The sequence below is a fragment of the Hoeflea sp. 108 genome, assembly GCF_000372965.1.
In the GTDB taxonomy this organism is placed as follows: Bacteria; Pseudomonadota; Alphaproteobacteria; order Rhizobiales; family Rhizobiaceae; genus Aminobacter.
In genome coordinates this window covers 1,100,771-1,123,804 of the sequence record NZ_KB890024.1, presented here as the reverse complement: position 1 = coordinate 1,123,804, position 23,034 = coordinate 1,100,771, and the positions used below count along the sequence as shown (strand labels likewise).

The window sequence follows — 23,034 nt, the reverse complement described above, 5'->3', positions numbered from 1 at the left end:
AAGAGAAAGCTGGACAAAAGCGTCAGCCATAAGCAGCCTTTCCGACGCTCTGTGCGAGCCACGTCGGAAACTGCGGCGCGGCCGCAACCAGTTCGCCGAACGCAATGGCCGGCAGCTTTTGCTTCAACGTCTTGAGCGCGGTTTCAGCCTTCTCCGGGCCGAGCCAGGCCAGTGCCCGGACAGCTTCTCCCGCCGGCCGGTTAGCCAATGCTAATTGCCAGCGCGGCGCGTGCCGCAATTCGACGACCTGCTTGCCGAGGTGCATCTTTCGGCTGCGCCCGGATGTCAGATAGACCGACCGCACCGGCACCTGTGTCGTCAGGCCCAGAGCGTTTGCCGCCGCAGCCCCGTTCGAGACGATAATCTCACCCTTTTGGGTTGCCAGCGCCTCGACCGCCTGCTCGACCGAAGGTGCTCGCGCGCCGAAGCGACTTGCGACGGGGCGAAGATAGACGCCCCGACCAGCGCGGATGAGTTGACCGCGTTCGGCCAAGCGCGACAAAGCCTGATCCACAGCGGCGCGATTTCCGAGGTGAAGCAAGCCCTTGGCAGAAATAGGAGCGCCTTCGGGCAACTCCGTCGCATACGTCTGAATCTGTTCGGTCAGCCGAGTCATCATCATTCTCCTGTCAGAAAAATACGCAGTTTTCTGACACTTTTCAAGGAAACCCTCTTGCAGAGGGCGGTTCGATGAGGGGAAAGCGCTTCCCTGCGGCCGAGCCACGGTCTCGGCCGAGCCACGGTCTCGGTCGACCCTTCTGCGGGAAACCCCGCAACGCCCCTCTCCTGGTGAGAGTGTGGCGATCAGGATGCCGCTGGTCCACGCCTTCTGGGTATTCACATCCTGATCCGGTCCTTGCGCCCGGCCGCCGCTTCGCTTTGGCCGGGCCGGTTGCTTGGGGGCTCTGCCCCCTGGCGCGGCGCAAGGGATCGCTGGCGCTCGACCGGGACGGTCTCCCCAGCCTTCCGCGCGGATGCGTGTTTCTCACTCTCGCCGATAGCTTCGATCCGCTTGTGCAGGCCGGGTGATCCCCCTCCGTCCCGGTCGCCCTTGCACCTTGCACCCCCCGGTCTCGCCGACGGGCAGGGTTGCAGCGCAGCGCTGCGCTTCAACCCAAGCCCATAGGAGCAAAGACCATGACCACGACCGACAACACCGCCCCGACCGTTGAACACGGCACGACCGTCTTCATCCCGCTCAACAAGCTCAAGAAGCATCCGAAGAACGCCCGCAAGACCCCGCACAGCGAGGCGTCTATCGAGGCGAAGGCGGCGAGCATCGCCGCCAAGGGCATCCTGCAAAATCTGGTGGTGGAGCCGGAAACGGACGCCGGGGGCGAGCCGACCGGCTTCTATCTCGTCAGCATCGGTGAAGGCCGCAGGCTGGCGCAGATGCTGCGCGTGAAGCGCAAGCAGATCAAGAAGACCGAGCCCATGCGCTGCGTCATCGACACGGCGAACGATGCCGCCGAGATCAGCCTTGACGAGAACGTCACGCGTGAAGACCTCCACCCCGCCGACCAGTTCGAGCGCTTCCGCGAGCTTTCCGAGGATCGGGGATGGGGCGCGGAGGAAATCGCCGCCCGGTTCGGCGTGACCGCCCATGTCGTCAAGCAGCGGATGCGTCTCGGCGCTGTCAGCCCGAAGCTGTTGCAGGTCTATCGCGATGGCGACCTGACCTTGGATCAGTTGATGGCCTTCGCCATCACCGACGACCACGCGCGGCAGGAACACGTCTATGAGAACCTGTCCTATAACCGCGATCCGTCCATCATCCGGCGCGACCTGACCAAGATGAACGTGGCCGCGACGGATCGCTGCGCGGTCTTCGTCGGCGCGCAAGCCTATACCGATGCAGGCGGCACCATCATCCGCGACCTGTTCACCGAGGATCGCGGCGGTTTCTTTGAAGACCCCGCGTTGCTGGACCGGCTTGCCGTCGAGAAGCTGGAATGGATCGCGGCGCAAGTGCAGCAGGCCGAGGGCTGGAGGTGGACCGCCGCCTATCTCGACTTCCCCCACGCCCACGGAATGCGCCGTGCCTATCGGCATCCGGTGGAGCTTTCCGAGGAAGACGCCACGGCCTACGACGCGGCGCAGGACGAGCTTGAGCGTCTGAACGCGGAATGGGAGGGCGCCGATACCGACCTCCCGGACGAGGTGGATGCGCGCCTTGCGGAGCTTGAAGCCGAGATCGAGCGGATCGACGCCAAGCGCAACGCCTTCGATCCCAACGACATCGCGCGGGGTGGCGTGTTCGTCGTCGTCGCCCATGATGGTGATGTTCGGATCGAGCGCGGTTTCATCCGGGCCGAGGACGAGGCCCCGGAGCCGGAACCGGAGGGAGCCGAAACCGTCATCGACGGGGTGCGCGTCAACGGTGACGGCGAAATCCTCGACAGCGAGGACGGCGAAGGCGACGACCTTCCCGAAACCGAGCAGGAGCCGGAGGAAGAGGCCGGGGATGCGGGCAAGCCGCTGCCCGACTCGCTCATCCGCGACCTGACCGCGCATCGCACCCTTGGCCTGCGTCTCGCCCTTGGCGAGCAGCCGGATATGGCGTTGATCGCCGTGGTCCATACGCTCGCCGCGCAGACCTTCTATCGGGGCGGCAGCACGGCCCATTGCCTCGAAATCAGCCCGACCAGCAATTATCTCGCCGCCCACGCGGACGGCATCGAGGACACGGCGGCGGCGAAGATGCTGACGGATCGTCATGCCGGATGGGCGGCGGACATGCCGCGCGACGTGGCGGACCTCTGGGAATTCATTGCCGGTCTGGACCATGCGAGCCTCATGGCCTTGCTCGCGCATTGCGCCTCGCTGACCGTCAATGCGGTGAAGCTGCCTTGGGAGAGCGGCAAGCGCCGCGCCCATGAGACGGCGGACAAGCTGGCGACGGCGGTGACGCTCGACATGACGGCGCACTGGACCGCGACCGCGCGCAGCTATTTCGGGCGCGTCACCAAGGCCCACATCCTCGCCGCCGTGCGGGATGCTCTTGGCGACGAGGCAGCGGAGCAGATCGCGGACAAGAAGAAGGTGGAGATGGCCGAAGCCGCCGAGCAGCTTCTGGCCGGAACCGGCTGGCTTCCGCCCGTGCTGCGCACCGCGCGCCCCGAATGGCTCGACCAGCAGGCCGAGGCGTTCGCCCTCGATGCCGTAGAGCCCGCATCCTCGCAGGAAGCCCATGATGACCATTTCGCCATCGCAGCGGAATGAGGAAGGCAGGCCGGGGGCGCGCAAGCGGCCCCGGCTTTCCTCTCGTCCGAAAAAATCGCGGGCCGCGCAGTCGCGCGGCCCGATCACCTCGACCGCCGCCACGGTCGCAATCATCGTGAAGGAAGAGAACCATGGTTGCCGTGATGCTGATGAGCGTCGTGCTGATCGCCGGGCTTTGCGTCCTGGCCTATACGCTCGCCGTCTATGCCTTACCCTTCATGCTCGGCATCACGGCCGCGCAGTTCGCCTATCAGACCGGCGCGGGCTTCATCGGGGCGGGCCTCGTCGGCTTCGTCGCCGCCATCGCCGCCTTCGGCGTTCTCGCGCTGCTGTTCGACACGCTGCGCTCGCCGATCCTGCGCCTGATCGTGGCGCTCCTCTTCGCCGCGCCCGCCGCCGTTGCCGGTTACGCACTTGTCCACGGCGTCACCAAGGAGGCTGCGCCATCCGAAACCTGGCGGCAAATCTGCTGCGTTTTAGGTGGCGGGTTTGTCGGCGTGTCCGCGCTGTTGCGACTGGCGACGCCAGCAGCACCACGCTCTGCCTGATGGCTCGCGTCGACGGCCAAAAAACCCGCTGTGCAATGTCGCAAAAGTTGGTCGCGAAACTCTGACTTTTGCGAGCGAGTTTCGCGACACGGATTGCCGAGCAATTTCAGCCGGCCGTTGTCCATGCTGAAAAATCAGGAATTTTGCGACAGACGGCGATTTCAGATGCCAGCCCGAAGCCCACCCATGCCAGATAGGTAACGGGTTCGACGCACGGTTGAGGTCATTTTCTAAGGGTATCGAAGTCGATCAAATTTGCGGGCCCGATGGGCGGCACATCGGAGCCCGCGTTGAGCGGAAACCACCCGACCTGCCGTGATATCCATGGCAGGGTGTTTCTTATGCCCCGCGTCACCGCGTCATCGGTAATCTCAATCGTCACACGCGCGAGTCGGAAGCCCGGGCCGAAACTCTTCGCCAAATCGGCTGGATCGACAAGTTCGGCCGTCTTTGGATCGTTGATATCGCGAAAGCGCAGGAAACGCGGATAAAGCCTATTCGGCAAAACGACGGGGCCACGCCCCCTCGCCGCCTGAACGCGTTGGAATGCGTCAGGCGACCAATAAAACCTCTCATCGCCGAGAAGTTTTGGCGCTATCAAGCCGGTATCGGTCGGCTCCTGGCTATGCTGATAGCCCAGGATCGCAAACAAGAACTGTCCCCCGCCGAGGTCAATAGTCGTCGCCTCGCCTCGCAGCGCCAGGTGAAACAGTGCGCCGCCCCAGCCTCCCGAAAAGAAATTCTTGCTCCAGGAGACGCCGACGACAGAAGCCCCCGAAACATCGCCCCTAGGAGTCGTCACTGTCACCGTAAGCTTCTGGTTCCAAGCATGGGTCGGGTAATTGAACTTCCACCACATTACCAGCGCCAGAGCAAAAGCGGTCAGGATCAGTAACCCTTTTGCTAGTCGGTTCATGCAGCAATCTCCGCCATTCTACTTCCAAGCCAATCAAAATCTCTTTCCGTGACCGAGTGTATCGAGTAGGTGTGAAGCTTCCGTCACTTCTCTTGTAATAAGCGAGCACCTGAAGGTGCTGTCGCAAAACTCCCGAAACCCGCGACAACAATCTAGGATTTCTGCGAACGCCGCCCTTATCGTACCGCAACCGACCATCCAGCCAGCGCCGAGGCCGTAGCAGCTTGGACGCTCAGTAAATGTTCAAAGCGTCCATTGGAGATTAATAGAGCTAGTCGCATGGTGTTAATGCGAGGCAGCGGAGGGGAAAACGCGGTGAGCACCGAAGACGACGCAGACGGAGATGCAATTCCCAAATTCATGGACTGGTTGAAAGACCAGCCGGAGGATGTCTGGTTTGATTGCGCTGGACGCTTTGCATCCCATGATCACGGCCTATGGATATTGCTTGCTATGGTCGATCATCCGAGATGCACAAAGCAGGTTGCGGCTAGTATTTTTTGGCGAATGGGAGCCTATGATGCTGCTAGCGATCTGTTGAAAGGCGGAAAACTTAACCCTAATTCTGAAGGTGACATGATAATAGACCGGATTCTTCGCAAATGGCGCAGCGGCTTTTATCAAGTCGGAGAAATAGAATTTGCGGCCCCTGGAGACCTCTATAGACGGGACATTCTCAAAGAAGGCTCAGCAGACCCCCTTAACATTCCAGCGGATTTGCTCGGGGATTTCGAGGGTCGGAAGGCCGTTGTAGATTCCAAGAATCCACCCTTTGGGAACCCACGGTTTTGGGATTCATATGCTTCGCTTGGGTTGGACTATGCGTCGCGCCCTGGCGCATCCACTGATGATCAACCGAAAGCGGGTATCCCCGGACGCGATGCGGCTGGAAAATCGCTGTCAGCCAAACCGCTAAGGCCCGCCAACGCCCATAGGGCGCGACATAAGCTCGGCTTTTTTGGTATCATCGGCTGGATGATCATCGGTGGAGCGGTGATCGTGGGCCTAGCCCTGATCGCGCATCGACTCAGGACCGGGCAATGGTAGCCATCGCAAAAATCCCGATTAAAGCGAGAATTTCGCGCCTGTTTTTTGCTGCGTCGCAGAATAGCGATATTTGCGACGGTTCATAGAAGCTAGTTTCTCTCAGCAAGCATCGTGGCGTCGCCCTTCGGGCCGCGCTTTCGGCTGCGCCGGAACCACGCTTTGCAAGCGCGTTTCCGCCATACGGCTTCAATCGCTGACGCAAGGGGCGGCGGTTGCCATTTCGCGGACGCCCCGCAGCGGCGAGGCTACCAAGGGGCCGGTCTCAATCGCCATGACACCGACGCCAGCGAGGATCGGGCTGCTGCGCTCGAATGCGGCGAGCTGACATAGATAGGCCGGGAGACACCGCGCGTCCGCATAAGCGGAGGACATCGGGGCGGCGGTGCGCGGGTGGACGTTCGGCAGCGTCGTGCGCGGATCATGCCGCAATGGTGCGGGAACAGGGCCGCATGGGCATACGTCTCGCCCAAGGCCGAGGATGGGCCGTGGCGGCGAGGATCAGGGTGGTGTGCATCGGCCAGCGGGGCCAGCACCGTTTCCGTTCTCGAGCCGTGACGCGCGAGGGACGGCCGCCATTGCCGTATTCCCCCGATTTCCCGAGACGGGCGCTCCATCCGCGATCTCGATTGGCATGGGTCTGACCGAAGACTGGCTGCGCCTCGCTCGTCTCCCGCAACGTCCGCCGCCAGCTTCTTTCCGCCGCGCGCGAGCGCGCTTTGCATCGCGAAGCAAAAAAGCCGTCGCCGGCCGCCTTCCACTTCGTTCCAGCCCTACGGGTGCAGGGCCGAGCGTCCCCGGTCTCACGACCCCCATCGAGGTCGCAATGGAGCGGCTCGACAGAAAAAGGGAATACGGCAATGGCGACCATCGGCACCTTCACCAAGAACGAAAACGGCGCGGGCTTCACCGGCGCGGTCAAGACCCTGACCCTCAATGTCAAGGCCAAGTTCGTCCCCTCCGAGGGCGAAAGCGAGCGCGGCCCCGACTTCCGCATCTTCGCCGGCGCGACCGAGTTCGGCGCAGCCTGGAAGAAGACCGCCCGCGAAACCGGCCGCGAATACCTCTCGGTCAAGCTGGACGATCCGAGCTTCCCGGCCCCGATCTACGCCAGCCTGGTCGAAGCCGAGGACGGCAGCGGTCACAACCTCATCTGGTCTCGCCGCAACGGCGACTGAGCCAGCCCCTCAAGAAGCCCCGCCGCGGCGGGGCTTCTTCATGCTCATGACCGCCGCCGTCAAGGAACAAGGAATCGGGAGAACGGGACTCCCGATCGGATCTCGTGCCCGGCTTCCGCTCCGCTCTCGCCGGGCGGCTTGCTTGGGGGGCTCCCCCCGGCGCGGCGCAAGGGATCGCTGGCGCTCGACCGGGACGGTTTCCCCGGCCTTCCTCCACGTCGTTCCGCCGTTCCGTGCAGGCCGGGTGATCCCCCTCCGTCCCGGTCGCCCTTGCACCTTGCACCCCCCGGTCTCGCCGACGGGCAGGGTTGCAGCGCAGCGCTGCGCTCCAACCCACGCCCACGAAAGGAAAGACCATGTATCACCAGCTCGCCACCCGATTCGGTCGCAACGCCCATCAGATCAGCGGGCGCGAGCCGCTGGATAACGAGGCGCTTTATCGGTACGTCCCCTCGATCTTCGCCAGCGAGGCGCATGACAGCCGTTCCGAGCGTTACGTCTATGTCCCCACCATCGACATCGTGGAGGGCCTGCGCCGGGAAGGATGGTTCCCGTTCTTCGCCGTGCAGTCGGTTCCGCGCGACGGTTCGCGTCACGGCCACGCCAAGCATATGCTGCGCCTGCGCCGGGATGGCGGGATCGGCAAGCCGGAGGCGGCGGAAGTCATCATCGTCAACAGCCATGACGGGACCAGCGCCTATCAGATGTTCGCCGGGATGCTCCGTTTCGTCTGCACCAACAGCATGATTGCGGGCGAGCGGTTCGAGGAAATCCGCGTTCCCCACAAGGGCGGCATTCAGGATCAGATCATTGAGGGCGTCTATACCGTCGCGGAGGACTTCCCCCGCCTCATCGACGCGACAGAGACCATGAAGGAAACGCGGCTTTCGCGGGACGAGCAACGGGTTTTGGCCGAGGCCAGCCTTGTCGCCCGCTACGGCGAGGAGGAAAGCCCGGTTCAGCCGGATCAGATTATCATGCCGCGCCGTCACGAGGATGCAGGGCAAAGCGTCTGGAGCACGTTCAACGTCATCCAGGAGCATTTGACCAAGGGCGGCTTGCGCGGCCAGAAGCGCAATGCCGAAGGCCGCATCCGCCGCAGCCAGACCCGCGCCGTCAACGGTATCGACCAGAATGTGACCCTCAATCGTGCGCTCTGGACGCTGGCGGAGGGAATGCAGAAGCTGAAGGGGTATTGACCGCCAAGGCGACAGGGCCGCCGCCGTTGCGGCCCTGTCCCTCATCAGCAGGCGCAGGCACTTCCAAAAAATCGCGCCGATCCGGCGAGCGGATCGGCGGTGCAGCCATGCTCACGAACATGGCCGCGCTCGCCGCGCTACGCCCGGCTCGCAGAATCACCCAAGCACTGTTAAGACTAAAATAACCAAGCGATTGATCGCGTTAGCTGCTTCAGTTATCGCGACAGCGCGACTACAGTTACTTCCAGAGATATTCAAATCTTTCTATCCGGGCATTGCTTCGCATCTGCCCACATAGAGAGGTAACGCCATGCTGAGCATCGACTGGCGTTCACCGGCGGCATACAGATTTGCCAAGAGCATTCCCGCTGCCGGTTTCGCTTGGGAATATCTTCGCCGCGACGACGAGTATCGTCGCGAGTTTCAGGCCATCACGACTTCGCGCGAGCCGGACCACCAGCGCCTGGAAGCCTTCGTGAAGCGCTGGGGGCTGCGATTTTCCGACCGATCCTGAAACACCATCCGATCGGCAAACCCTGTTCTGGAGCCCGAGCCTTCAGCCGCAAGCAATACGGCTCGCCCCGCTGGAGCACCATGACAGCGAGACCGAGCCCATCATCACGCTCGCGCATCTCGACGGCCTCGACCTGCGCCAGGCCGAGGATGGCTGGCACGGCATCTGGCAGGTCGATGGCGTCGCACACCAGTTCTGGTTGCCGCACGCTATCCCCGATGCGGCAGCTTTCTACGGCACCGTCCTGCCGGCAGACGCCTTCTACGATCTCCGCTCCCATGCTGCAAAGCGCCTGGTGAAAGCGCTACAGGGCCAGCGGCCGGGCCGCGATTTTCGCGCATTGCCCGTACAGCTCCGGCAATGGCACATCCTTTCCCTGCGCGCGCTGGACGCCCGCCTGCGCGGTGAAAGCTATCGCACCGTTGCCGAAGTCCTGCTCGACTTCCGCGGCACCAAGGAGGATTTCGAGGTCGATCCGCGCAAGAACAAGGCTCGCCGCCTTGTCGCCCACGGCATCAAGATGATGCGCGGCGGTTATCGGCTCCTGCTGCACTATCCGATCAAGGCACAGGGCAAACAAGCCTAGGCACGCCCCCCGCGCGCAGCGGTGGCAACTGCCTGTTCCAGAATGCGCCGGTAGCCCGAGCCGGAAAGCCATTGCGCGCGGGCCAGATGGCTTTCCCAGCAATGCCGGCTGCGCGCTTCCTCCGTGACCGGATCGCGGTGCAGAACGATACGGGCCACATCTTGCCAATCCGCGCCGTCGCGGCTGGCATCGAGAAGGCGCAGATAGGTGACATAGTGCTGTTCGTCATAGGGCGTGACGACGTTTCCGCTCGGCGCTTCGTCCGCCACGTCGGGATCGAGTTCAACCGCAACTCGCATAGCTACTCCCCAACTGCGAGGAGGTTTGGTCTGCGGTGCGCCCCCGCAAACATCCTCTCTGACTCTTGGTGATCGGGGAGTTCGAAACCGTCACGAAACGGCCCCGTGGCCTTTAGTTCGGGTGAACCTGTTGCATACGCCACAGGCTCCCCGACCATAAGGTCAAGGAGTGTGGTGCTGTAACGGCCAGCACCAACCGTTCGTGAGGGGTTTCGACGCCCCGAAGCAGCGCGTTCCTGCTCCGTCGCCAGTCATAGCGGAACCGCGCGGGAATGTCTTTGCCGAATCCATCCCATCGGCAATGACCCGCTGAATTCCCTCAACTTCTTCCCTTCGTGATGCCTTCTTAGGGGGTGCCGCCAGCGTATAGGCGCAAATGCGGCACGCTACCTGCCGCCGATGCCTCGCCATGGTTCGCCGTAGCTCGCCGCCGTCACTGGCAGCGCGCGCCAACCAACGAACCTGGAGGTGATCCCATGGCCATCCGCCCCAACGCGGATATGCCGCCGCGCTTGCTGCGCACTCAGGAAGCCGCGCGCTTCCTCGGCATTTCCATCCGTACCCTTGAAAAGCACCGGACCTACGGCACCGGCCCGACCTATCGCAAGATCGGCGGCCGCGTCCTTTACACCGTCCACGATCTCGAAGCCTGGTCCGAAATCGGCTCCCGCAAATCCACCCGCGACACCACCGCCGGCACCGTTTTCCCCGCGCGTCCGCTGACGCCGCAAGAGCGGGGTGAGTGCTGAATGCTGCGCGACGACGATCACAACTTTGCGCAACCGGCCGACACGAGTGAGCGCCGCCACCTCAACCCCTTCGTGGTCGCGACCGGCGATGCCGCCCCGCGCGACCAGCGTGACTTGATGGAGCGGCCCTTCTTCTCGCTGGCGAAGAGGCCGCGCACCAAGCCCATTCTCTACAAGGCGACCGATGTCGAGGTGCAGGTGCTCGCCATGCCCGAACACGGCATGGCGACCATCTGGGACGCCGACGTGCTGATTTGGGCGGCCTCGCAGATCGTGGCGGCCGAGAACGACGGCCTGCGCACATCGCGCTTCTTCCGCTTTACGCCCTACCATTTGCTGCGCGCCATCGGGCGACCGACCGGCAACCGCCAATATGTGCTGCTGAAGGCCGCGCTCGCACGCCTGCAATCGACCGTCATCGCCACCACGATTCGCAACGGCCCGCATTGGCGGCGTCGGCAATTCTCCTGGATCAACGAATGGGAGGAGATGACGACGCGCGCCGGCCGTGTCGAGGGCATGGAATTCGTCCTACCTGAGTGGTTCTACAACAGCGTCGTCGACCGCTCGCTCGTCCTCACCATCGACCCGGCCTATTTCCGGCTGACCGGCGGCATCGAGCGCTGGCTGTACCGCGTCGCCCGAAAACACGCCGGCCACCAGTCGCACGGCTGGCTGTTCGAGGTCGCGCATCTCCATGTGAAGTCCGGCAGCATGGCGCGCGTCTCCGACTTCGCGCTCGACCTGCGCCGCATCGCCGCCCGTCAGCCGCTCCCCGGCTATCGCCTTCAGATCGAGCGGGAGCATGGCCGCGAACTGCTAAGCATCCGTCCCGAAACCTTGTTCACAGTGCCTGTGGATACGCCTGTGGAAACCATCGGCACATCAGGCGCACGCGGTATCGGCACATCGGGCGCAGCCCTATCGGCACATCAGGCGCACGGACCGCAGTTAAGCCTTTGGCCTGAAAAGCGGAATCCGACTGCTAACTTAGAGTCTAACAGAGAATCTAACTCTTCTTCTTTGACGCACGCGCACGCGAGGCGTGGTGCCGGTGACGCCCGCTCCATCGCCGACGTGCTGCGCGACATGCTCGCCGCCGATGACCGCCATGGAGGCCGGTCATGAGCGACAGAGCTTCCCATCGTGCGCATGGCCGTCCGTTGCCGGACGGGCCAGCGCCGTTCACCACCCTGGTCGAGCTGACCTTCGATAAGCGCAAGGTCGAGCACTGGATCAGGTTCGGCCGCAAGAGCTACGAACAGATCCTTGACCGCCGCCGCAGCGTCGTCGGCTTCGCGCCCGACAGCATCTTCGCCTTCGTTCGCTGGGCGGCGGGTGAGCATGGCACGATCATCTCGCGTATCGACATCGTGCGCGCCATCCGCCGCGGCGAGCCGTTCCAGACGCTGCCCTTTGTCCGGCCTGGCGGCGACATCCTGCTCAGGCTCGACGGCTGGCCCAAGGTCCAGCGCGCGCTCGCCGCCATCGACGCGGTGGAAGCGCTCGGCCTCGATCCGGCCGACGCATCGCCCGATCACTGGCGGCACGTCCATAACCGGCTTAGCGCCGGGCTGGAACCGAACGCCTACACGCCCGAGCGCCATGCCGCGTGGATCGGCCGCCGGAGGATCGAGCCATGAGCCGCCGCCGCATCCTCGCGGTGACGCTGCTCGCCGTGACCGGCATCGCCGCCACCAGTGCCGTCGAGACACCGACGAAACTCATCTGGAACGCCACCGCCAGCGCGCCGATCGGCTTCTACACCATCGAACCGGCCGACCGGATCGAGGTGCCGGAGCTGGTCGCCGTCATGCCGGCCGAACCGCTCGCCGGCTTCATGGTCGATCGCGGCTATGTCGGCCGCGGCGTGCCGCTGTTGAAGCGCGTCGTCGGACTTCCCGGCCAGCGGGTTTGCCGTTTGCGATCCGCCATCACGGTCGACGGCGTGGAGATGGGCGACGCGCTCGACCGTGACCGGATCGGCCGCGCTCTGCCCGTCTGGCAGGGCTGCCGCGTCATCGCCGACAGCCAGCTTTTCCTCATGAACATCGACGTCCCCGACAGTCTCGACGGCCGTTACTTCGGCCCCATCCCCGCAAGCTCCGTCATCGGCCGCGCGCTGCCGCTCTGGACCGATGAAGACGGCGACGGCCGCTTCGTCTGGCGCGCGCCGACGCACTGAATTCCCCACCACAACACCAGCAAAGGAGACTTCCCATGCCTCAGATCGGTCAATTCTCGCGCGACGCATCCGGTTTCGCCGGTGAGCTTGTCACGCTCATCCTCAAGCGTGAACTCGTCATCGTTCCCGCGGAACATTCGGATGCGGAGAACGCGCCGGACTACCGGGTCCATGTCATCGCGCATGACGGCCCGGAGGTCGGCGCGGCGTGGAAGCGCACCGGCGAGAAGGCGGGCGAGTATCTTTCCGTGCTTCTCGACGATCCCACCTTGCCGCACCCGATCCGCGCCAATCTCTTCCGCGACGACGACGAGGGATCGTCATGGTCGATGCACTGGACGCGCCTCAAACCGCGCGAAGAGCGGGACTGAAGCCATGCGGTCCCGTGTCATCATCGCGCTCAAAGCCTCAATTCCTTTGTTCGCGGGAAAGCCGTCTCATTCCTTCGTCCCGCTCGACCATAAGTCGGCCGGCGCGCGCAGCGAAGGTCAAGGGCGGCCTCCGGCCGGCGCTTTGCGCGCACCCTTGACCGCAGCGAGCACGCTGGCAGGCTGGTGGTTCGGCGGAGAAAGGCGGGTGCGGCGCTATGCCGTTATCCTGCTCGCCGGCGGGCTTGCGCTCGGCGGAGGATCGGCGACCGCCTGGGCGCAGTCCGCGCCAGTCGCCGCCGCTCCGTATGGCAATCACATCACCGACGCGTCGCAGCGCTTCGGCATTCCCGAGCACTGGATTCGCGCCGTGCTGCGCGCCGAGAGCGCGGGCGACGTGCGCGCGATCTCGTCGGCCGGCGCGATCGGGCTCATGCAGGTCATGCCCGACACCTGGGCGGGCTTGCGCGTCCGTTATCGTCTCGGCCGCGATCCCTACGATCCGCGCGACAACATCCTCGCGGGCACCGCCTATCTGCGCGAGATGTGGGATCGCTACGGCAATGTCGCGGCGATGTTCGCCGCATACAATGCCGGTCCCGGCCGCTATGACGAGCACCGCGCGACGGGCCGCCCGCTGCCGGCCGAGACCCGCGCCTATGTCGCCACGCTCGCACCGGCGCTCGGCGGCGCGGTCGTGGCCGGGACGCCGGAGAAGCAATCCGCGCCGCCGCCCGATTGGCGCGACGCACCGCTCTTCGTCATGAGCCCGACCGGCGCGCGAACGGCCGATCCCGTGCAGACTATCGGCACATCAGGCGGCGCTCGACCGACCGCTCCGGTGCGCGTGCGCCGCGATGCGGAGCCGCGTGGCGGCAGTATGTTCGTCGCGCGCGCCGACGATGGGAGAGCGCCATGAGGATGGCGTTCCCGCGTCCGCTCGCGTCAGTTCCGGTGTGCAGTCAGGCAGGGTCGCGCCTGGCTGCATTCCCGGTCGGAAGGGCAGAAAGGTCAGAAAAGGCGGAGGGCAAGATAAAGGAAACCGGCACCCCATCGGTCCGGTTTCTGGGCAAGCCCTTGTCTGCACACTGTTTTGGGGCGGCGCTGACGGCACCTTGGTTTTGGACGCCGCGTGCCGCGTCGTGGCGCAAAGCCTTGGCTTTGCGGGGTTTTGCGCGGCACTATAGGCCGAGATCGCCCGTTTTCCGTGGGTTTTCCCCGGAGGCGCTGGCTTGAGCGACGACGAGGAATTCCGCTTCCGCCCGAGGCCGGGCCGTGTGCGCGCCGATGCACCCAAGCTCGGCAAGGCCAAGAGCTTCTTGACCCAGGCGAAGAAGATCGCCCGCCAGCATAGCAACAGCCCGTCACGGGGCTTCTCATCATCGTCATCGTCGCCGCGGTCCCGATCGCAGGGCGTCGGCAAGGGCGGCAAGAGCGCGCGGGCGAGCGGTGGGCCGGGCCTGAAACGGGGACGCGGCGCGGCCTTCGTGCGCTCTCGAACCCTGTCGGGCGGTTGGAAGCACAGCACGCCGGGCCAGCGCCGCGTCGTCGTCAAGACCCGCTACGTTCAGGGAGCGGGCAAGAACGGCAAGTCCGCCGCGCATCTGCGCTACATCCAGCGCGACGGCACCTCGCGCGAGGGCGAGCGTGGCCAGCTCTATTCGGCCGGCGAGGACCGCGCCGACGGTGCTGCCTTCGTCGAGCGCGGCGTCGATGATCGCCACCAGTTCCGGTTCATCGTTTCGCCCGAGGACGGCGCAGACTTGTCGGACCTCTCGGCCTATACGCGCGACCTCATGGCCCAGGTCGAAACCGATCTCGGCACCCGGCTCGATTGGGTGGCGGTGAACCACCACAATACCGGCCATCCCCATGTCCATGTCATCATCCGCGGCGTGGACGAACTGGGCGAGAACCTCGTCATCAATGGCGACTATCTCGCCAACGGCATCCGCGAACGCGCCAGCGATCTGGCGACGCTGGAGCTTGGTCCCGTCACCGGGATCGAGCAGAGCCGCAAGCTCACCACCGAGATCGGCCAGGACCGCTACACCCGCATCGACCGCGCCATGGCCGGGGAAGCCGAGGACCGTTTCCTCGACCTGCGCCAGGAGTCCGCCGACCCTCAGCACCAGCGCGACCGAACCTTGCGCCTGCGCCGTCTCGCCAAGCTGGAGAAGATGGGCCTCGCCACCGAGCACGCGCCGGGCGTTTGGGAATTGAGCGAGCGCATGGAACCGGCGCTGCGCGAACTGGGCGAGCGCGGCGACATCATCCGCAATATGCACAAGGCGCTGAAGGCCGATGGGATGGAGCGAGATCCGACGACGTTCCAGCTTCACGACGCCGCGCCCGAAGTCCCGATCGTCGGCCGCGTCGTCGACAAATATCTGACCGACGAGCTGGGCGAGAACCTGACCGTCGTGGTCGACGGCATCGACGGGCGCACCCATCATCTTCCCGGCATCGACCCGGCCCGCATCGAGGACGCGCGGATCGGCAGCGTCATCGAGGTCGGCCCGGCCGAGACCGAGAGCCGGCCATCGGATCGGACCATCGCGGCGATCGCCGAAGGCGGGGTCTATCGGCCGAGCCGCCATCTCGAACAGGCGAAGTTCGAGGGCCGCGTTCCGGGTGGCGACTATGACGGCTATGTCGACGCGCATGTCCGCCGGTTGGAGGCGCTGCGCCGCGCCGGTATCGCCGAGCGGATCGACGCCGATCAATGGCGCATCCCCGACGATTTCGAGAGCCGCGCCGCCGCCTATGACGCTGGGCGCAACAAGCAGGCCAATATCCGCATCCTCTCTGCCGCCCGGCTAGAACAGCAGATCGGCGCGGACGGCGCCACCTGGCTCGACCGGCGGCTCGTGTCGGCCGAGGCGTCCGACCTTGCACCGTCCGGCTTCGGCCTTGAGGTGCGTCAGGCGATCGACCGCCGCCGCGAGCATCATATCCACCAGGGCGACGCGACGCCCGGCCCGAACGGCGGCACGCTCTACCGGCGCAATCTCCTCGTCACGCTGCGCGCCCGCGAGATCGAGCGCATCGGCGGCGAGATGGCGGTGAGCAAGAACCTGCCATTCCGCGCCGCGAGCGACGGCGAGAAGATCAGCGGCAAGTTCACGGGGACCGTCCAGCTATCGAGCGGCAAGTTCGCCGTCGTCGAGCAGAGCCACGAGTTCACCCTTGTCCCGTGGCGCCCCGTCATCGACCGCCAGCTCGGGCGTGAGGTCAGCGGCGTCGTACAGGGCGGATCGGTGTCGTGGCAGTTGGGGCGGCAGCGCGGATTGGGGCTGTAGGCACCTTTTTGCATGGAGAGCGGCCAACTGCGATCAACGCCTGTGCAGCGCTATCTCAACTTTCCATCGGCCGGGTGGAGTTTCGACATCCCGAGCCAACTGCACATTTCCTGACATCCGATGTTCGAATTCATCGTTTTTGTGACAGAAGCGTCTCGACTAGGTTTTCTTCCGACGCGCAAAAGGTGATTTGAAGCCAGCGGTAGGTTTTCAGAGGCGAAACGAAACTGAAGACGCCATCGCTCTGATGGTCAACCCAATATGTTCCAGCAATTGGAGCCACAGGCCCCAAACGATCACCTGCGCCGTCTCCGAACACTCGGTTGGAGGAACGCATGACCATGAGCAGGAGAATCGTGACGGAGGCGCTATTTGCAGCAATGGCGCTCACGGGTGCAGCGGGAACCGCAGCAGCACAGAATCAGCCGCCCTCGCTGCTGACCCGAGCTGAACAGCTCGTCCAGCCTTTCCTCGATTCGACCAAGAAAATGGTCAGCATCGAATCGCCATCGCTCGATGAGAATGGTCTTCGTGCGATGGAAGTCGAGCTGTCGCGGCAGGTCCGCGAGCTCGGCGGTGAGGTGGAAACCGTTCCGGCTACCGTGGGGCCAGGCAAGCACGTCTTGGCTCGTTGGAAGGGGCGCGGGAAAAGCCGCATCCTTCTCGTGTCGCATATGGATACGGTCTATCCCGCAGGTATCCTCAAAACCTTTCCCTGGCGACAGGATGGCGACAAGGTGTACGGGCCTGGTGTCCTCGATGACAAGGGCGGTATCGCGCTTGCGCTCATGGCGGTCCGGCTGCTCAAGAATTCAGGTCGTGACGCAAATTTCGGCGCGATCACGCTGCTGAGTACGACGGATGAGGAGAAGCAATCCGCCGGCTCGAAGGATCTCATCAGGACCCTGGCGCGCGAGCACGACGTTGCGTTCGTCCTGGAGTTTGGCACACCTGACGACAGGATCGTCTTGTCGCGAAAGGGGATCGGCTATCTGCGCGTGGCCGTGAAGGGCAAAGCTGCTCATGCCGGCGCCGAGCCCGAAAAGGGCTGCAATGCAGCCATGGAGATGGCCTACCAGCTTATGCAGATGAAAGACCTTGGGAGAGCTGACAAGCAGACCTCGGTCAACTTCACTCTTCTGAGCGGCGGCGAGCGGAGCAATATCATTCCTGCCGAAGCGAAGGCCCAGGCCGATGTGCGCGTGCTCGATCCCGATGAATTCGACCGGCTGGAGAATGACGCCGCATTTCTGGCCGCGACAAAGCAGCTTTTCCGGTGCTCCAAGGTACAGACGAGCCTTGAGCGAGGACGGCCGCCGTTCCCGCTGAGCGAGGGCACGCAAAAGCTCGTGGATCAGGCGCAGTCCATCTATGGCGAAATCGGGCGTGAACTGAAAACAGAGGCGAGCGGGGCAGGAACGGATGGCAATTACACCGCCGCGGCCGGCACGACGACCTTGGATGGCCTCGGCCCCGTCGGAGGCGGTGCGCATACGACGGGGGAGGAATATATCCAGCTCAGCCTGATCGCTCCCCGTATCTATTTGCTTGCCAGGTTGATCGAAGAGGCATCGCGGACCAACGCCGCGAAATGATCGTGCTGGGTCTCGGGCGCGCTCGTGAACTCGACGGCGACATCGTGCAGCCAACTGCAAAATGTCGCCGCCTTCCTGTTCCGGCGGCGGCGTCGAAGCGCGACGTAATCCTGCCCGCTCTCGATAAAGCCAAAGGGCGCGACAAGCCTTCCTGCAGCAATGTCGTCGGCAACAAGGGGCCAGGGCGCGATGCACACGCCGAGGCCGCCTACAGCCGCTTCGAGCATGAAGTAGAAGTGCTCGAACTCAGTCACCGTTCCGGTTCCCGCTTCGATACCTGCGCGCTTGCTCCAGTCGGTCCATGCTGACCGGCGCGTCTGCGTTTGCAGCATTGGCAGTGCAAAAATATCGCTGGGGTCGACATCGACCGTCGCCGAATGCACCGGCCCGAAACGCTCGGCGAAAAGCGGGACCACGTCAGCCTCACTGGGCCATGGCCCCGCGCCGACGCGGACGGCGACATCGAAACTGTCCCGCGCAAAATCAACCTGCGTGTCTGCGGTGCTGACCCGGATATTGATGGCGGGATGGCTTTGGCGAAAGCGATGCAGGCGCGGGATCAGCCATTTCATCAGAAACGTGCCGAGGCAGGAAACGTCGAGATGACCTTCCTCCGTATCGGCGACGAGACGCACGGCCGCATCCATCTGGTCGAAGGCCGCACTCAGCGCCGGCAGCAATGTCCGACCTGTGTCGGTCAGCTTCGGAGCGTGTTTCGGCCCCTCGAATAGGCGAACGTCGAGAGTGGCTTCGAGGAGCTGGATCTGGCGGCTGATCGCGCTGTGGGTGACATGAAGTTCCTCGGCGGCCAGTTTCATCAAACCGAGGCGGCCCGCAGCTTCGAACGCGCGGAGAGAGTTCAGGGAGGGCAAGCGGCGCGCCATGTGCGGTTTCCTCACATTCTAAGTTCATACTTGTCGTTTTTCTATCGTCGATAGCCTGCATATCATCAGTTTATGTCTCCCGGTAAGTTCATAAAACTGGATTACCTCTTCGGTTTGAAGTCTTTTTGGCGCGCATTGATGCGATGGGCTGATCGCGCCAATCAGCGAAGAGATCTGGCCGAGCTTGAGCGTGATCGCTTGGACGATCTCGGCATCTCCCCGGAAGCGTGCAGACGCGAATGCGAGAAGCCATTCTGGAGGAAGTAGGATGTGCTCTGAAACCCGCCGCAAGAGCCCTCCCTGGGCTCGGAGCGATCAAGACGAGGAAAGACCACTTACCCGCGCCTTGAAAACAACAGCGCCGAGGGTGGCCGCAATTCTTGCAGAAGGCGGCAAGATGCGCCGGAGACTGTCATGAGCTATGGCGCGATCCTGCTTGTCGTGCTCGCTGCCTTCGTCCACGCAACATGGAATTTGCTGGCCAAGCGAGCTTCGGCTGTCGGCCCGATCTTCGTATTCGCTTACAACGTCGTCGCCTGCGTCGCTTATTTGCCGTGGGTGGCCTACTTGATCGCCGAGGGGGGAATCAAATGGAGCTGGCAGGGCGGCGGCTTCATCTTTCTCAGCGGCTTGATCCATCTGGCCTACAGCCTTTGCCTTCAGCGGGGATACCAGAAGGCTGATTTTTCCGTCGTCTATCCGGTCGCTCGCGGCACCGGACCGATGCTTTCGACTGTCGGTGCTGTGCTGATCCTCGGAGAAGCGCCGACGCTCCAGGTTTTCGTAGGTCTCATCGCGGTCGTCATCGGCATCGGCCTGATCGCGACCCAGGCTGATCTGGCAGCCTTTCGTAAGCCCGGGGGGCAGGCAGGTGTGAGCTGGGGCACCGCGACCGGCGGATTGATCGCGTCCTACACGGTGGTCGACGCCTATGCCGTGAAGGCGCTCGGGATTGCGCCCGTAGTGCTCGATTGGTTCTCGAATCTGCTGCGCTTCTTTCTCCTCGCGCCCATCGTCATTGCCGACCCGGCGCGAGCGCGAGCTGCGATGCGCGGTTATTGGCCGATCGCCATCGGCGTCGGCCTGCTGTCGCCGCTCTCCTACATTCTTGTCCTGACGGCGCTGAATCTCGGTGCGCCGTTGAGCGTCGTGGCTCCGATGCGTGAGATGTCGATGATGGTCGGCGCCGTAATGGGAATGCTGCTTCTTCGCGAAAAGGTCGGGCCGTGGCGCTTTTTCGGATGCGCGGTCCTGGTCGGTGGCGTGATCCTGCTGACGTCCGCCTGATGGATGGCATCACGATGGAAGCAAGCGGAAATCTAAGGGAGGTTTGCCTAATGCGCCGCAAACGTTTGATCAACCGCGTTCAACCGGGGCAGCCCCCGCCATTGCATGGTGGACGTATTCCAATGGCAGCGCTTATCCAAACATTGGCTGTCGCCGAATACTTGAATTTCCATCACGCCGCCAAGGCGCTCGGCATCAGCCAATCCAGCGTCAGCGCCCGCATACGGGCGCTGGAGGAAGAACTTGGCATCGTGCTTTTCGAGCGGAACACACGCGGCGTTCGGTTGACGGAAGCCGGTCGGCACTTCGTTGAGGGGATCTCGGCAGGTGTGGATCAACTCGACCATGCGGTTAAGGCCGCCAACTTGGCGGCGGTGGGAAAAGCCGGCCATCTGCGCATCGGCGTACACGGCCTGATTCCCGGTGGCTTTCTCGACAAACTGCTTGCGCGATATCGCGCAGATTACCCCGCCATCATTGTCGAAATCACCGAAGGATCAGCGCGCGATGCGCTCATGCACTTGCGGGCTCATCGGGTCGATGTCGCATTCCTCGTCGGCACGTTCGACCTGCCGGACTGTCACTCCCGCCCCATCTGGACGGAACCGCTTGTGATCGCGCTGCCGGAGAACCATCGGCTTGCGGCCCAGACTGGAGTCACTTGGGCCGATCTCGCATCGGAGCAGTTTCTTGTTCGTCATGGCGGCACAGGACCACAAGTCCATGATCATATCGTTCTGCGGCTGGCGGGCGGTTGGCCGCCGCCTGCGATCCAGCGCTTCGAGGTGGAGCGCGGCACGCTGCTGTCCATGGTCGCGCAGGGCTTCGGTATCACGCTCTTGGGTGCAGCAAGCCAACTGTCTCCGACTACAGGCGTCATCCTGCTGCCGATCGTCGACGAACCCGAGCCCGTTGTCTTTTCGGCGATCTGGTCGCCACACAATCGCAGTGCTGCGCTTCGCAACCTGTTCGCGATGGCGAGGGAAATGAGGCGATCAAACTGACCGCCTTGAACATTTGAGCTATGGGTGACCGCTGCCAGCGTCGACGTAGTTCATCCTATTTGCCGCCATTTCTATCCGGCGGCCCTCCAGCCACGTATCGGCTGTTGCACCTCCCGAAATCCTCCATTCTCTGATTGACTCCGACATTTTTGCCGCTTGGAGCCTGTATGCGTGGAGGCCGGATTCTCTGGGGTCAGATCGTTGTTGTTCTGACCATTGTTCTCATCACGACCTGGGCGGCGACCCAATGGACCGCATGGCGGCTGGGGTTTCAGCCGCAGCTCGGCGAGCCGTGGTTCGAGTTGGCGGGCTTGCCCGTCTATTATCCGCCCGTCTTCTTCTGGTGGTGGTTCTCCTACGACGCCTATGCGCCCGCGATCTTCACCGAGGGCGCGATCATCGCCGCGTCCGGCGGCTTCATCGCCATCGCCGCCGCCATCACCATGTCGATCATCCGGTCGCGCGAGGCGCGCAACGTCGCGACCTACGGTTCGGCGCGCTGGGCCGAGGACAGGGAAATCCGCAGCGCCGGCCTCCTCGGTCCCGATGGCGTCCTGCTCGGAAAATATGACCGCGACTATCTCCGCCATGACGGTCCCGAGCATGTCCTTTGCTTCGCGCCGACCCGTTCGGGCAAGGGCGTCGGCCTCGTCGTGCCGACGCTGCTCACCTGGCCGGGATCGGCCATCGTCCACGACATCAAGGGCGAGAACTGGACGCTGACGGCGGGATTCCGTTCCCGCCACGGCCGCGTGCTGCTGTTCGATCCGACCAATGTGAATTCCTCCGCCTACAATCCGCTGCTGGAGGTCCGGCAAGGGGAATGGGAAGTCCGCGACGTTCAGAACATCGCCGACATTCTGGTCGACCCCGAAGGGTCGCTCGACAAGCGCAACCACTGGGAAAAGACCAGCCACAGCCTGCTGGTCGGCGCGATCCTGCATGTCCTCTATGCCGAGCTCGACAAGACGCTGGCGGGTGTCGCAAGCTTCCTGTCCGATCCGCGCCGCCCGGTGGAAGCTACCTTGCGGGCGATGATGGAGACGCCGCATCTCGGCGAGGCCGGCGTGCATCCCGTCATCGCCTCGTCGGCGCGTGAGCTGCTGAACAAATCCGACAACGAGCGCTCCGGCGTGCTCTCGACCGCCATGTCGTTCCTGGGATTGTATCGCGATCCCGTGGTGGCCCGCGTCACGGCGCGTTGCGACTGGCGTATCGCCGATCTCGTCGGGGCCAAGAAGCCGGTCAGCCTCTATCTCGTCGTCCCGCCGTCCGACATCAACCGCACCAAGCCGCTCATCCGTCTGATCCTCAATCAGATCGGTCGCCGGCTGACCGAGGAGCTGACTGCATCGGGCAAGCGCCATCGCCTGCTGCTGATGCTCGACGAGTTTCCGGCGCTCGGCCGTCTCGACTTCTTCGAATCCGCGCTCGCCTTCATGGCGGGCTATGGCCTCAAGGGCTTCCTGATCGCCCAATCGCTCAACCAGATCGAGCGGGCCTATGGGCCGAACAACGCCATCCTCGACAACTGCCATGTCCGCGTCAGCTTCGCGACCAATGACGAACGGACAGCCAAGCGCGTGTCGGATGCGCTGGGCACCGCGACCGAGCTGCGCGATTCCACCAACTATGCCGGCCACCGCCTGTCGCCCTGGCTGGGTCATCTCATGGTCTCGCGGCAGGAGACGGCGCGGCCGCTGCTGACGCCTGGCGAAATCATGCAGCTCCCGCCCAATGAGGAAATCGTCATGGTGGCGGGCACGCCGCCGATCCGCGCCACCAAGGCCCGGTATTTCGAGGACGCGCGTTTGCAGGAGCGCATCATCGCGCCGCCCGAGCTGGTGGCCGCACCCGCGGACGCCCCCGCAACCGATGACTGGTCGGGCCGCGTCGTCGCGGCCCTGGGCCGGACCGGCGCGAGCAGCGGCGGCATTGACGGCGACGATCCCGCCAATGCCGGCATCCGTCGCGAGCCGGAATTGCCCGAACATGAAGAAATCCTGCCGCCGCCGTCGCCCGCGCAGGAATTCGAGCTTCTGGACGACGAGCCCGATGTCGACGCCGCGAAGGCCAACGCGATGCGCGCCCGGATGCGGATGGTCGCGCGGCAAGCCTCGCTCGATCCGGGCGACGGCATCGAGCTTTGAGGAG

The 23,034-nt window shown here is 64.0% G+C and carries 23 protein-coding genes; 19 read left to right on the top strand and 4 right to left on the bottom strand.

Annotated elements, in window-relative coordinates; all coding sequences use genetic code 11:
* Positions 1-22 precede the first annotated feature (22 nt).
* Positions 23-616, bottom strand: a complete 594-nt coding sequence (locus B015_RS0105570) for an AbiEi antitoxin N-terminal domain-containing protein (RefSeq protein WP_026226928.1) — start codon at positions 614-616, stop codon at positions 23-25.
* Positions 617-1,137: 521 nt separating this feature from the next.
* On the opposite strand from B015_RS0105570, the gene B015_RS0105565 reads away from it, so the two are divergent.
* Positions 1,138-3,222, top strand: a complete 2,085-nt coding sequence (locus tag B015_RS0105565) for a ParB/RepB/Spo0J family partition protein (RefSeq protein ID WP_018426678.1) — start codon at positions 1,138-1,140, stop codon at positions 3,220-3,222.
* Between the two features lie 131 nt (positions 3,223-3,353).
* On the top strand, positions 3,354-3,770 hold the full coding sequence (locus tag B015_RS0105560) for a hypothetical protein (protein WP_018426677.1): 417 nt from the start codon (positions 3,354-3,356) through the stop codon (positions 3,768-3,770).
* A gap of 223 nt (positions 3,771-3,993) precedes the next feature.
* Here B015_RS0105560 and B015_RS0105555 read toward each other — a convergent pair whose 3' ends face one another.
* Positions 3,994-4,686: a hypothetical protein gene (locus tag B015_RS0105555; RefSeq protein ID WP_018426676.1), complete on the bottom strand. Its 693-nt coding sequence runs from the start codon at positions 4,684-4,686 to the stop codon at positions 3,994-3,996.
* A 315-nt stretch (positions 4,687-5,001) separates the two neighbouring features.
* On the opposite strand from B015_RS0105555, the gene B015_RS0105550 reads away from it, so the two are divergent.
* From B015_RS0105550 to B015_RS0105525, 5 genes are all read left to right on the top strand, one after another.
* On the top strand, positions 5,002-5,733 hold the full coding sequence (locus tag B015_RS0105550) for a hypothetical protein (protein WP_157632689.1): 732 nt from the start codon (positions 5,002-5,004) through the stop codon (positions 5,731-5,733).
* 857 nt (positions 5,734-6,590) lie between these two features.
* Complete coding sequence (locus B015_RS0105545) at positions 6,591-6,908, top strand: DUF736 domain-containing protein (RefSeq protein WP_018426674.1); 318 nt, start codon at positions 6,591-6,593, stop codon at positions 6,906-6,908.
* A gap of 356 nt (positions 6,909-7,264) precedes the next feature.
* Positions 7,265-8,107, top strand: a complete 843-nt coding sequence (locus B015_RS0105535) for a DUF932 domain-containing protein (protein WP_018426673.1) — start codon at positions 7,265-7,267, stop codon at positions 8,105-8,107.
* A gap of 310 nt (positions 8,108-8,417) precedes the next feature.
* A complete protein-coding gene (locus B015_RS0105530) occupies positions 8,418-8,621 on the top strand; it encodes a DUF6499 domain-containing protein (protein WP_018426672.1) in 204 nt (67 codons plus the stop codon).
* A gap of 70 nt (positions 8,622-8,691) precedes the next feature.
* Complete coding sequence (locus B015_RS0105525; RefSeq protein WP_026226927.1) at positions 8,692-9,207, top strand: DUF2285 domain-containing protein; 516 nt, start codon at positions 8,692-8,694, stop codon at positions 9,205-9,207.
* Here the strand turns inward: B015_RS0105525 and B015_RS0105520 are convergent.
* Positions 9,204-9,506, bottom strand: coding sequence for a DUF2285 domain-containing protein (locus tag B015_RS0105520; protein ID WP_018426670.1), 303 nt, complete (start codon positions 9,504-9,506; stop codon positions 9,204-9,206). The genes B015_RS0105525 and B015_RS0105520 overlap by 4 nt on opposite strands.
* Before the next feature lie 476 nt (positions 9,507-9,982).
* On the opposite strand from B015_RS0105520, the gene B015_RS0105515 reads away from it, so the two are divergent.
* The 8 genes from B015_RS0105515 (at position 9,983) to B015_RS0105480 (ending at position 17,705) form a co-directional block, all read left to right on the top strand.
* The gene (locus B015_RS0105515; RefSeq protein WP_026226926.1) at positions 9,983-10,255 is read left to right on the top strand and encodes a helix-turn-helix domain-containing protein; all 273 of its coding nucleotides are present in this window, start codon (positions 9,983-9,985) and stop codon (positions 10,253-10,255) included.
* Entirely contained in the window at positions 10,256-11,383 is a 1,128-nt protein-coding gene (locus B015_RS0105510; RefSeq protein WP_018426668.1) for a replication initiator protein A, read from the top strand.
* Complete coding sequence (locus tag B015_RS0105505) at positions 11,380-11,898, top strand: DUF2840 domain-containing protein (protein ID WP_018426667.1); 519 nt, start codon at positions 11,380-11,382, stop codon at positions 11,896-11,898. The genes B015_RS0105510 and B015_RS0105505 overlap by 4 nt, the downstream gene beginning before the upstream one ends.
* Positions 11,895-12,440 (top strand): S26 family signal peptidase, encoded by a 546-nt coding sequence (locus tag B015_RS0105500; protein WP_018426666.1) that lies wholly within the window; start codon positions 11,895-11,897, stop codon positions 12,438-12,440. Before B015_RS0105505 ends, B015_RS0105500 begins: the two co-directional genes overlap by 4 nt.
* A gap of 35 nt (positions 12,441-12,475) precedes the next feature.
* Positions 12,476-12,811, top strand: a complete 336-nt coding sequence (locus tag B015_RS0105495; RefSeq protein WP_018426665.1) for a DUF736 domain-containing protein — start codon at positions 12,476-12,478, stop codon at positions 12,809-12,811.
* Positions 12,812-12,815: 4 nt separating this feature from the next.
* A complete protein-coding gene (locus B015_RS0105490; protein ID WP_026226925.1) occupies positions 12,816-13,727 on the top strand; it encodes a lytic transglycosylase domain-containing protein in 912 nt (303 codons plus the stop codon).
* 313 nt (positions 13,728-14,040) lie between these two features.
* Complete coding sequence (locus B015_RS0105485) at positions 14,041-16,110, top strand: DUF3363 domain-containing protein (protein WP_018426663.1); 2,070 nt, start codon at positions 14,041-14,043, stop codon at positions 16,108-16,110.
* 335 nt (positions 16,111-16,445) lie between these two features.
* Complete coding sequence (locus B015_RS0105480) at positions 16,446-17,705, top strand: glutamate carboxypeptidase (protein ID WP_157632688.1); 1,260 nt, start codon at positions 16,446-16,448, stop codon at positions 17,703-17,705.
* Here the strand turns inward: B015_RS0105480 and B015_RS30480 are convergent.
* Positions 17,651-18,589, bottom strand: a complete 939-nt coding sequence (locus tag B015_RS30480; RefSeq protein ID WP_018426661.1) for a LysR substrate-binding domain-containing protein — start codon at positions 18,587-18,589, stop codon at positions 17,651-17,653. The two genes, B015_RS0105480 and B015_RS30480, sit on opposite strands and share 55 nt — an antisense overlap.
* 72 nt (positions 18,590-18,661) lie before the next feature.
* On the opposite strand from B015_RS30480, the gene B015_RS32990 reads away from it, so the two are divergent.
* From B015_RS32990 to B015_RS0105460, 4 genes are all read left to right on the top strand, one after another.
* Positions 18,662-18,856 (top strand): DUF1127 domain-containing protein, encoded by a 195-nt coding sequence (locus B015_RS32990; protein ID WP_085941084.1) that lies wholly within the window; start codon positions 18,662-18,664, stop codon positions 18,854-18,856.
* Positions 18,857-19,003: 147 nt separating this feature from the next.
* Entirely contained in the window at positions 19,004-19,876 is an 873-nt protein-coding gene (locus B015_RS0105470) for a DMT family transporter (RefSeq protein WP_018426660.1), read from the top strand.
* A 122-nt stretch (positions 19,877-19,998) separates the two neighbouring features.
* A complete protein-coding gene (locus B015_RS0105465; protein WP_018426659.1) occupies positions 19,999-20,880 on the top strand; it encodes a LysR family transcriptional regulator in 882 nt (293 codons plus the stop codon).
* Between the two features lie 167 nt (positions 20,881-21,047).
* Positions 21,048-23,030: a conjugal transfer protein TraG gene (locus B015_RS0105460; RefSeq protein WP_018426658.1), complete on the top strand. Its 1,983-nt coding sequence runs from the start codon at positions 21,048-21,050 to the stop codon at positions 23,028-23,030.
* Positions 23,031-23,034: the final 4 nt, after the last annotated feature.